Origin of the sequence: Nocardioides sp. REDSEA-S30_B4 (assembly GCF_001627265.1) — a bacterium.
In the GTDB taxonomy this organism is placed as follows: domain Bacteria; phylum Actinomycetota; class Actinomycetes; order Propionibacteriales; family Nocardioidaceae; genus Nocardioides.
Window position 1 is genome coordinate 42471 of the sequence record NZ_LUPI01000038.1, and the last position, 7357, is coordinate 49827.

10 protein-coding genes are annotated in these 7357 nt (G+C 75.1%); 7 read left to right on the plus strand and 3 right to left on the minus strand.

Translation table 11 applies throughout. The annotated features are described in order from the left end of the window. Positions 1–9: 9 nt before the first annotated feature. A complete protein-coding gene (locus tag A6R01_RS09295) occupies positions 10–1128 on the minus strand; it encodes an NADH:flavin oxidoreductase (RefSeq protein WP_292605162.1) in 1119 nt (372 codons plus the stop codon). Positions 1129–1419: 291 nt separating this feature from the next. Here A6R01_RS09295 and A6R01_RS09300 point away from each other — a divergent pair, with 291 nt between their 5' ends. Genes A6R01_RS09300 through A6R01_RS09310 form a run of 3 tightly spaced genes read left to right on the plus strand, consistent with a single transcriptional unit; the run spans position 1420 to position 2815 of the window. Further along, positions 1420–1572, plus strand: coding sequence for a hypothetical protein (locus A6R01_RS09300; RefSeq protein ID WP_292605163.1), 153 nt, complete (start codon positions 1420–1422; stop codon positions 1570–1572). Then, entirely contained in the window at positions 1572–2567 is a 996-nt protein-coding gene (locus tag A6R01_RS09305) for an iron-containing redox enzyme family protein (protein WP_292605164.1), read from the plus strand. The genes A6R01_RS09300 and A6R01_RS09305 overlap by 1 nt, the downstream gene beginning before the upstream one ends. After that, complete coding sequence (locus tag A6R01_RS09310) at positions 2564–2815, plus strand: CDGSH iron-sulfur domain-containing protein (RefSeq protein WP_292605165.1); 252 nt, start codon at positions 2564–2566, stop codon at positions 2813–2815. Before A6R01_RS09305 ends, A6R01_RS09310 begins: the two co-directional genes overlap by 4 nt. Positions 2816–2882: 67 nt before the next feature. Here the strand turns inward: A6R01_RS09310 and A6R01_RS09315 are convergent, their stop codons facing one another. Further along, positions 2883–3962, minus strand: a complete 1080-nt coding sequence (locus A6R01_RS09315) for an alkene reductase (RefSeq protein ID WP_292605166.1) — start codon at positions 3960–3962, stop codon at positions 2883–2885. A 110-nt stretch (positions 3963–4072) separates the two neighbouring features. Beyond that, on the minus strand, positions 4073–4336 hold the full coding sequence (locus tag A6R01_RS09320) for a hypothetical protein (RefSeq protein ID WP_292605167.1): 264 nt from the start codon (positions 4334–4336) through the stop codon (positions 4073–4075). A gap of 408 nt (positions 4337–4744) precedes the next feature. Here A6R01_RS09320 and A6R01_RS09325 point away from each other — a divergent pair, with 408 nt between their 5' ends. The 4 genes from A6R01_RS09325 to A6R01_RS09340 all read left to right on the plus strand — a co-directional run. Then, complete coding sequence (locus tag A6R01_RS09325) at positions 4745–5683, plus strand: glycosyltransferase family 1 protein (RefSeq protein ID WP_366925102.1); 939 nt, start codon at positions 4745–4747, stop codon at positions 5681–5683. Then, the gene (locus tag A6R01_RS09330; RefSeq protein ID WP_292605168.1) at positions 5680–6372 is read left to right on the plus strand and encodes a glycosyltransferase; all 693 of its coding nucleotides are present in this window, start codon (positions 5680–5682) and stop codon (positions 6370–6372) included. Before A6R01_RS09325 ends, A6R01_RS09330 begins: the two co-directional genes overlap by 4 nt. Next, positions 6369–6662 (plus strand): glycosyltransferase, encoded by a 294-nt coding sequence (locus tag A6R01_RS09335; RefSeq protein ID WP_292605169.1) that lies wholly within the window; start codon positions 6369–6371, stop codon positions 6660–6662. Before A6R01_RS09330 ends, A6R01_RS09335 begins: the two co-directional genes overlap by 4 nt. Positions 6663–7004: 342 nt before the next feature. Next, the coding region (locus tag A6R01_RS09340; protein WP_292605170.1) for a glycosyltransferase at positions 7005–7357 on the plus strand (353 nt) is incomplete at its 3' end.

The window sequence follows — 7357 nt, forward strand, 5'->3', positions numbered from 1 at the left end:
CGGGTCGGCTCACGCCACGAGGTCGTCCCAGCCGGCGGCGAGGTAGTCCAGGAACGCCTCGCCGACCGACTCCGCACGCAGGTCCTCACGGCTGACCGGGCGCTCGCGCACCCGGAAGTCGGGGTCGCCCAGCGCCCGCGCCGCGAAGTCGTGGTGGAGGATCGCGCCGATCCCGACCGTCACGAAGTCCGCGCCCTGCTCCAGGCACCACCGGGCGTCGGCGGCCGACACGACACCGCCGGCCACACCCAGCGCCGTGCGCCGGCGGGGGAGCCGGGCGAAGTGCTCGATGAGCAGCCCGTCGGCACCGGTGCGGGGGCGCATGAAGACGTCCCACAGCGACATGTCGAGGTGGTCGAGCAGGTCGGAGTCCAGCAGCCGCCGGGCGGTCTCGACACCCTCCTCGAGGCTGATGCCGGTGCCCTCGGGAGTCAGCCGCACGCCCAGCTGGAAGTCGGGCCCGGTCGCGGCGCGCACGCCCTCGACCACGTCCAGCAGGGGCCGCACCCGGCCGTCCAGGTCACCGCCGTACCCGTCGGTGCGGTGGTTGTGCCGCGCGTCGAGGAACTGGCCCAGGAGGTAGCCGTGCGCCCCGTGCAGCTGCACCCCGTCGAAGCCGGCGCGCTCCGCGCGCACCGCGGCCGCCACGAAGTCCTCGACCATCGCCTCGACCTCGCCGGTGCTCATCGCGACCGCGTCCTTCTCGGGATCGTCCCACGGGCACTGGTTGGGCCGTCCCGTCAGCCGCGGGTCGGCGCGCCGTCCGCCGTGGTGCAGTTGCACCGACGAGGTGGCGCCCGTCGCGCGCAGCTCGTCGGCAAGCGCGGTGAGCCCGGACAGGTGCGCGTCGGAGGCGATGCCGAGCTGACCGCCCCAGGCCTGGCCGGCGGGAGCGACGTACGCCGCTGCGGTCATCACCAGGCCGAAGCCGCCGGTCCCGCGGGCGACCAACCAGCGCCGCTCGTCGTCGGACAACGTGCCGTCGGCATGGCTCTGGGTGTTGGTCAACGGCGCCAGCGCGAACCGGTTGCGCCACGGCCGTCCGTGCGGCTGGGGCAGCGGGTCGGCCAGGGCGGGTGTCGGGCCGGATGGCGAGGCAGGTGGCGAGGAGGGGGCTGGCGTGCTCATCGCGGTCATCATGCCGGTCACGTGGGGCACGGGCGCCAGCAGGAGGCTTGTGCGGCTACCGCCCCGGCCGAGCCTGCGTGAGTCCAGACCGGGGCGGTCGCTGCCGCGTCCGGTGGGTTCCCCCGGCGCTTCACCGGCAACCACCCCGAAAGGGTGAACCTCGCGCGACCGAGCGCGGGACCGGTGAGGATTCGCCCGTTCGGGTGACGTCGCGGGGCGCTCGCGCGGAGGCTGCTCGGTCATCTCCCTTCGGGTGGCCTGACGGTCCGGCGGGTTGGGCACCGTCGTGGCATGACCCGCCTCCTCGAGCATCTCGAGCAGCTCCGTGAGGAGCGCCGAGCCCCCTCCGGCCCGACCCCCGGGCGCCGCGACGCCGTGCGCCCCGCCACCGACGGCTTCCGGGACTGCCGCGGTGTGTGGCACGCCTGGCAGGAGGACCGCTGATGCCGGCCCCGCTGCCGACCCCTCGGGGCGCGCTCACCGAGGCCCTCAGCGACTGCTTCCGCGGGCGAGGGGTGACCCGCAGCGTGGAGGCCGACTCCCACGACGACGCCGCGCTGGCGCTGTGGATGCTCTACGAGCTGCACCACCGCGGCTTCGACGAGGTCGACGACGCGCTGGAGTGGGATCCCGCGCTGCTGGCGGTGCGTGCCGACCTCGAGCACGACCTGGAGGAGCGCTGGCGCGACCGCGCCCGGCACCTGGCCCAGCCCGCCCAGGACCGGGTGGCCGACGGGGAGGACTTCGCCGAGCTCTTCTTCGACCTGTGCGCCGCCGACACCGGCGGGGAGTCGCTGGTCCGTTTCGTCCAGCGCGAGGCCGAGGAGGAGCAGGTGCTCGCGCTGCTGCGGCAGCGCTCGATCTACCACGTGCGCGAGCAGGACTCGGCGATGTGGGCGCTGCCCCGGCTCGACGACGAGACCAAGGCGCATCTCGTCGCGATCGCGGCCGACGAGTACGGCAACGGCCACCCCGACCACCTGCACGCCGAGCTCTGGCGCCGCGGGATGGCGGCCTGCGGGCTGGACACCGGCTACGCGGCGTACGTCGACGAGGCGCTGCCGGAGGTCCTGGAGCAGAACAACCTGATGTCGATGCTCGGGCTGCACCGGCGATTGGTGCCCGCAGCGCTGGGTCACCTGGCCGCCTTCGAGGTCTGCAGCTCGGTGCCGTCGAAGCGGATGGTGCGTGGCCTGGAGCGGCTGGGGATGCCCGAGCCGATGATCGCCTACTACCGCGAGCACATGGTCGCCGACGCCGTCCACGAGCAGGTCGCCGTACGCCGGATGCTCGGCGGCTGGGTGGCCCGGGAGCCGCTCGTGGCCGACGACGCGCTCTGGGGTGCGGCGGTCTGCCTGGCGGCCGAGCAGGAGACCGCGACCGCGGTCCTGTCCTCGGTCCGCGACGGTGCCCAGCTCGAGCACGGAGCCGTGGCATGAGCACGGGGGAGACCACCACGCGTGAGGTGCTGCTGTGCCCTGACGGCCCGGTGCTGATCCCGGGACCGGTGACCGTCGAGGACGAGCAGGGCGTCAAGCACCACTCCGAGCGACCGGTGGTGGCGGTGTGCCGCTGCGGCGCCTCGTCGGTGCCGCCGTGGTGCGACGGGTCCCACAAGCAGGTGCGGCGCCGTCCCGCCACCGCGGTGCCGAGCCCGCGCCACGGGCGCGAGCTCGAGGACTACTGAGCTTCCTCCCCAGGAGGATGCGTCGGGCCCCCACCCCCCCGGGGGGGGCCCGACGCGGGGTGCGCCCTCAGGCGCTGGTCAGGGTGGGGTAGTCGGTGTAGCCCTCGGCGCCGCCGCCGTAGAACGTGGCCGGGTCCGGCTCGTTGAGGGCCGCGCCGGTGCGCCACCGCTCGGCGAGGTCGGGGTTGGCCAGGAACGGGCGACCCACGGCGACCAGGTCGGCGAGGTCGTCGATGAGCAGCTTCTCGACCTCCTCGAAGGTGGTCTGCTCGGAGAAGCCGGAGTTGAGGATCACCGGGCCGCCGAAGCGGCGGCGCAGGTCCTGCGTCAGCTCCCCGCGCGGGTCGGCCAGCATCGAGAGGTAGGCCAGGCCGAGGTCGGCGATGCCGTCGACGAGCGCCTCGTAGGTGGCCCGGGTGTCGGCCGGGTCCTCCTCCAGGACGCCCTGGATGTTGTGGGCGGGGCTGATCCGGATGCCGACGCGGTCGGCGCCGATGGCCTCCGCGACCGCGCGGGTGACCTCGACACTCAGCCGGGCGCGGGCCTCGGGGGAGCCGCCGTACCTGTCGGTGCGGGTGTTGCTGACCGGGGACAGGAACTGGTGCAGGAGGTAGCCGTTGGCCGAGTGGATCTCGACACCGTCGACGCCTGCCTCGACCGCGTTGCGCGCGGCCTGCACGAAGTCCTCGACGATGCCACGGACCTCGTGGGTGCCCAGCGCGCGCGGCTCCGGGTGCGGGACCGGACCGGCGGCCGTGATCATCTCGCCCGGCGCGGCGATCGCGCTCGGGGCGACGGTCTCGAGACCCGCCTTGTTGTCGGGGTGCGCGACGCGCCCGACGTGCATCAGCTGCACGACGATGCGCCCGCCCTCGGCGTGCACGGCCTCGGCGGTGCGCCGCCAGCCGGCGACCTGCTCGGGGGAGTGGATGCCCGGGGTCGCGAGGTAGCCCTGTCCGACCGCGCTGGGCTGGGTGCCCTCGCTGATGATCAGGCCCGCACCGGCGCGCTGGCCGTAGTAGGTGGCGTTGAGCTCGGTCGGCACGGTCTCGGGGGACCGGTTGCGGGTCAGCGGAGCCATGACGAAGCGCTGCGGGAGCTCCCAGGAGCCGACCCGGACGGACTCGAAGGCAGGTGAGGTGGTCATGGTCGGGTCAACAGCGGACCGCGGTCCGTTTCATCCCCGGCAGGAGCGAGGGATGGATCACGACCGCCGTCGCCGGAGGGGTGTGGCCGGTGCTCGAGGAGCAGCCGGCACTACTCGGCGCGGGCGCGCAGCCAGGAGGTGGTGCCGGCCGGCAGGCCGCGGTTCTTGCCCGGTCCTTCGGAGGGGACCACCAGGAGCGGTGCGTCCTCGGGCAGGCTCCACTTCAGGTGGTGGTAGACCTTCGACAGCGTCTCGTCGGCATCGACGAGCAGCACCTGGTCGGCGACCCGGCGCACCTCGTGCCAGGGGCCGGTCGCCTCGCCCACGAGCTCGTCGTCGAACCCGGCGGGGGACCACGCGACGAAGACGGTCATGGACCGATGCTGGCACGGGTCCACCACCCCGCCGGGTGTCCGGAGGGGGCGCGGGCGCCGCCCGCCTCGCCCGTTGGTGGACCACCCTGAAGGACCGACTTCGCCGCGGCGCCCGTCCGCAGGGACACCGGCCCGGCCACTCCACCCCTTCGAGTGACATGAGAGCGGTCCTCGAAGGATATCCACGGGCTGTGCCACTCCTCTCGGGACCCGAGTCCCCCTCCCACGCCACCCAGGCCCCCCACGCCACCCAGGCCCCCCAGGCGACCCAGCACCTCCCGGTCCCCCCGCCCCGGGGCTCGTCGTCGGACCCGTCGCCGACCGCCGGGCCGACCGCCGGGCCGACCGCCGGGCCGACCGCTGGGCCGACCATCACGGTCGCCTCCGTCCGCCCGCTGGTGGCCGCCGGTGATGCTGCGCCCGGAGTGGGCCCGCACGGCCGACTTCGACGTCTTCCACGTCCACTTCGGCTTCGACGCCGTCGACCCCGCCGAGCTGACCGAGCTCACCGAGGTCCTGCGGGGCCGCGGCAAGCCGTTCGTGCTGACCGTGCACGACCTGCGCAACCCCCACCACGAGGACCGTGCCGCCCACGACGCCCAGCTCGACGTGCTGGTGCCGGCCGCGGACGCCGTGGTCACGCTGACCTCCGGCGCGGCGGCGGAGATCGCGCGCCGCTGGGGCCGTGAGGCACTCGTGCTGCCCCACCCGCACGTCGTCCCGTTCTCGACCATGGAGGCGGCCCAGGAGCGCCGGGGCTGGCGCACGGGCGACACGTTCCGCGTGGGTCTGCACGTCAAGAGCCTGCGCGCCTCGATGGACCCGATGGCCCTGCTGCCGACCCTGGTGGAGACCGTCGCCGCGATCCCGGGCGGGGTGCTGCAGGTCAACGGGCACCGTGACGTCCTCGACCCCGACGGCGCCCGCCGCGACGAGTCGCTGGCGGCGTACCTCCACGACCAGGCCGACGCCGGACGCCTGGAGCTGCACGTCCACGACTTCCTCGACGACGACGCGCTGTGGGACTACCTGGCGTCGCTGGACGTCTCGGTGCTGCCCTACCGCTTCGGCACGCACTCCGGGTGGCTCGAGGCCTGCCGCGACCTCGGCACCGCCGTGGTGGCCCCGACCTGCGGCCACTACGCCGACCAGGGGCCGGTGCTGTCCTACGCCCACGACGAGGCGGGCCTCGACGAGGCGTCGCTGGCGTCGGCGCTGCGCCGCGCCCACGCGGAGCGTCCGGCCGCAGGGGTCTCGGTCGCCTGGCGACGTGCCCAGCGGGCGGCCGTCGCGTCGGCGCACGAGCAGCTCTACTCCCGGCTCCTGTCAGGACGGGCCGGTTCGTGAGGGTCTGCCTGGTCGCCTCCAACCGCTACCCGGTCGCGGAGCCGTTCGCCGGCGGTCTCGAGGCGCTGACCCACCACCTCGCCCGCCTGCTCGTCGGGCGCGGCCACGACGTGACGGTGTACGCCGCCGCCGGCAGCGACCCCGCGCTGCCGGTCCGGGCCCTCACCCCGCCCCGCTTCCGGCCCTCGGCGGTGTCCATGCGCGACGTCAACGCCCCCGCCGAGGAGTGGATGGCCGACCACCACGCCTACCTGGACCTGATGCTCGACCTGACCCGCACCGCCGGCGACCGCTTCGACGTGGTGCACAACCACTCCCTGCACCACCTGCCGGTCGCCATGGCCGACCTGCTGCCGGTGCCGTTGGTGACGACCCTGCACACCCCGCCGCTGCCGTGGCTGGAGTCCGCGGTCGCGGTGTCGGGCGGCGCGTCCTCCTTCACCGCCGTCAGTGAGTGCACGGCCCGTGCCTGGGCCGGCACGATCGAGGCCCGCCCGGTCCTCAACGGGGTCGACACCCGGGCCTGGCGCCCGGGCCCCGGCGGCGGGCCGGTCGTGTGGACCGGTCGGCTGGTGCGCGAGAAGGCGCCCCACCTCGCGGTGGACGCGGCACGCCTCGCCGGCCGCGAGATCGTCCTGGCCGGCCCCGCCTCGCCCGGCTGCTCGGCCGGGCGTCGGTCGCGGTGGTGACCCCTGCCTGGGAGGAGCCCTACGGACTGGTGGCCGCCGAGGCGATGTCGAGCGGCACCCCGGTGGCCGCGTTCGCCCGCGGTGCGCTGCCCGAGATCGTGGCAGAGGGAACGGGGGTCCTCTGCGCCCCCGACGACGTCACCGGCCTCGCCGCGGCGATCGAGGAGGCCGCCGGGTGCGACCGGCGGGCCGTGCGCCGGCACGCCGTGCGCCGGCTCTCCGCCGAGCGGATGGTCGCGGAGTACGAGCAGGTCTACGCCTCGCTCGCCCACGGGGAGGTGGCCGCGTGAGCGCCTCGCGGGCCGGCCGACCGACCATCGGCTACTACGTCCACCACCACGGGCGAGGTCACCTGCACCGTGCCGGTGCGGTGGCCCGGGCGCTGTCCCGCCGCCACGGCTGCACCGTCACCGGCCTCTCCTCCTTCCCCCACCCCGCGGAGTGGTCGGGGGACTGGGCCGGCGGCTGGCTCGAGCTGGCCCGCGACGACGACCCGCTCCCGCCCCTGCCCACCGCGCACCACGACGTCACCGCCGGCGGTCGCCTGCACTGGGTGCCCCGCGACCACGCCGGCCTGCTCCGGCGTACGACCCAGCTCTCGGCGTGGCTCGCGGGACGAAGCGAGCGCCGCCATGCTGCCCGGGCTCCCCGCCGACGTCCGCGCGCGGGTCCACGGGGTCGGTGGGCTCTCGCGGCACCCGGTCGGCGACGTGCCCCCTCCCGGTCGACGCACGGTCCTCTACCTCGGCGGTGCCGGGGGCCACGACCTGGGAGACGCCGAGCTCGACGCACGGCTCGCGGCCGCGCAGGAGCAGACGCCCACGTGGACCTGGGAGGTGGCCGACGCGCGTCGCTGGCGCCCCGACACCCGGACGCTGCTGCACGGGGCCGACGTCGTCGTCACCCACACCGGGCAGAACGCCGTCGCCGAGGTCGCCGCCGCCCGTCGTCCTGCGGTGCTGGTGCCGCAGCGGCGCCCCCACGA